Raw genomic sequence first — 2,930 nt, 5'->3', positions numbered from 1 at the left:
GATTTAAGTCATAAAAAAAAGAGCGTTTCCGCTCTTTAGTTACCTATAACATATACGAATATTAGGGAACATACGACCACCATTCCAAATAAGAAGATGGAATTTGTGATGCTTGTCAGTCTTGAATGTCCCTTTTCTATGAGTTCCTTAAGTTTAGAAGTCTGATTCTGAAGCAGTTCTATTTCAGCATTTTGATGTAAGTTGATATTAATCTCCATCTGTTTTATCGCCTCAGTCTTAGCACTCATATCCGCAATGGCGATATTAAGATCATTTGGGACTTCTTTCAGTTCGTTGTAAATTGGTGAAACGACATCTATGTTGGATAAGTGTCTGAACGCCTGCGCAATAATTCTAGCAGTGAATAAAAGCCAATTGTCTATAAGGTTAAATAAAATACTGAAAACTTTAAACAAGAATCTAATAATAGGTTCAAATATATCGGTTTCTATATTTAACCAAGCCAATGACGGATTGAAATAGACCCCACCGTTTTTTTGCTTAACATAGAGTTTTCTCTTGATGACCATGAAGTAGATTAAAGTTCCAATGATCAGTGAAAACATGGCATATTTTATGGTCTCAAGGCTATACAAATTGATATGACCTTCTGAATGAAGGTTAATCCTATTGGCATAGTCAATTAAGGGTTCAAGTATTGTCTTTGGAAACACCCCGATAAACACAATCAAAGAGGCTAAAATCCCCATGGGAATGAGGGCTCTCTTACTGACGAGTTCGTTGTATTGACCATAATACTCAGGGTTATCCACCATAAAGATGGCCACAAAGAGCTTAAGCATATATGCCACCGTTAGACCACCACCAATGATGAATAGGTATTCTGTGGCGATAAAAAAGACGTGGTGGGTGCTGTGATAGGCCTCAATGATAGCTTCATGTAAAAGCGTCTTGGAAATAAAACCGTTAAAACCCGGGAGAGCACATAAACCCAGAACCCCAATGAGGAAAAAGGCTTTCAACTTATTTTTTCTTCGTCCAAACCCACTGATTTTGTTGATACTGAGTTCACCAAGAATCATGTATATAATGCCTGTACCCATAAAGAGTAATATCTTAAAAAGCGCATGGTTAATCATATAGAGTATGGTTGCACTTAGGGCTAGACCACCCTCTTGACCCAAGATCCCCACGAGGCCAATCCCCATGAGCATAAATCCCGTTTGACTCATGCTGCTATAGGCGATAATACGTTTTACATTACGTTGCATAATTGCCAAAATACCGCCTAAAAAGATGTTTACAAGACCTAGACAATAGATGAGCAATGAAAGAGAAAAATTGAAGTCCATGAGCTCCACTAAAACGATGATGATGCCAAAAAGACCCGTTTTCAAGAGAATGCCACTAAGCAATGCGCTTGAAGGCGTTGGTGCTGCCGTATAAGCCTTTGGCAACCACGTATGAAGCGGAAAGACGCTTGCCTTAATCATAAAACCAAACATGATCAGAATGGCCACCACATATTTTACTGACCCAAGCGTTGGCAAGATCTTACCCATATCGCCAATATCCAGTGTCCCTGTATAGTCAAATGCTAGGAATATACCAAAGAGCATGACCAGACCACCTGCTATGGCCATTGCCAAGTAAGATTTCCCCGCATCATGACTGTATTTATCTTCATCATGGATTACCAAGGCATATGAGGTCAAAGACATCCCTTCGAAAAATGTAAATAGATTCAAAATGTTTTCAGACATGAAAACACCTATAGTCATGGCGTAGGTCAGCATAAAAAAGAAGTAATAACGATTTCTGTTTTTCTTCTTAATGAGATACTGGGTTGAGTACATCGTCGTTAAAAACCACGCCAGGGCAGAAATAAAGAGCATAGAATACCTAAGCATATCCACCTTAAGATGTAACCCAGTCCCCATGACATTTGGCATGACATATTCAATTGCATGTTCTTTAACGGCAGGATAAAGCGTCATGACGAGAATCAATTCGATTGCCGTTAAGATGATATTGAACATATCTCGCTTCATTTCTTTTTTTGTACCAATATAATAGCCTATAAATGCGCCCAATAAAGGGAGAATTAAAATGGTTACTAAAGTCAACATGTATTTCCCTCCTTAAAAAGCATCTGCTACAACATCGCCTAAAAAGCTTATGACTGCATTTGGAAAAATCCCCAGCCCTATAACAATAATCGTCAAGATCACAATAGGTACCAGCATATAGGGTGAAGGGTCCAATGAGCCCTCCAGTACTTGACCACTAGGTTCTGCATGAACATAATCATCATCCGCTTTCAACTCATGACTTTCATTTACAAAAAAGGCTGTAACCGAGATTGGAAATAAATAGCCCGCTGTAAAGAAGGCACTTAACAAGAGTATAAATATATAGAATAAGTTGTTTGCATCCAGCGCACCGATTCCAAGGAACCACTTGCTTACAAAACCATTTGTTGGCGGAATCCCTACAAGAGAAACCGCTGCAATCGTAAAGCAGATAAAGGTGATTGGCATTTTTTTACCTAGACCGTTAATCTGATGAATGTACTTTTTATGTGTCATATGTGATATTGCACCCACTGCAAAAAACAGCGTGATTTTGATAACTGCGTGATTAATCATATGAAGAATAGCGCCTATTAATCCATTTGGATTTAGCATTAAAATGCCTAGTAGGATGTAACCAAGTTGTGAAATGGTGGAATATGCCAACCTTTTTTTCAAATGATCCTGATGAAGGGCTAGTAAAGACCCCATAACAACTGTTATGACTACAAAGGGGATTAAAAACCTTGCGGCTTCAACAGACTTAACCACCTGAGCACCAAAGACAAAATAAGTGATCCTGATCAATGAAAAAACACCACTTTTTACAACTGCCACTGCATGAAGCAGGGCACTAACAGGTGTTGGTGCTACCATGGCATTTGGAAGCCATGAGTG

The 2,930-nt window shown here is 38.8% G+C and carries 2 protein-coding genes; both read right to left on the bottom strand.

The genetic code is table 11. The features are described 5' to 3' along the window. Window positions 1-35: 35 nt before the first annotated feature. Window positions 36-2,090, bottom strand: coding sequence for a complex I subunit 5 family protein (locus AC220I_RS20770; RefSeq protein WP_486725780.1), 2,055 nt, complete (start codon window positions 2,088-2,090; stop codon window positions 36-38). Between the two features lie 12 nt (window positions 2,091-2,102). Then, window positions 2,103-2,930: proton-conducting transporter transmembrane domain-containing protein (locus AC220I_RS20765; protein WP_486725779.1), on the bottom strand; the 828-nt coding region annotated here is incomplete at its 5' end.

The sequence above is a fragment of the Fusibacter sp. genome (genome assembly GCF_057447755.1).
The sequence above is the reverse complement of the archived record's forward strand: the minus strand, read 5'-3'. Positions and strand labels throughout refer to the sequence as shown.

What these genes read in the sequence shown, in the direction of transcription:
- AC220I_RS20770 (WP_486725780.1), bottom strand. Translation starts at nt 2,090, where the DNA reads ATGTTGACTTTAGTAACCATTTTAATTCTCCCTTTATTGGGCGCATTT.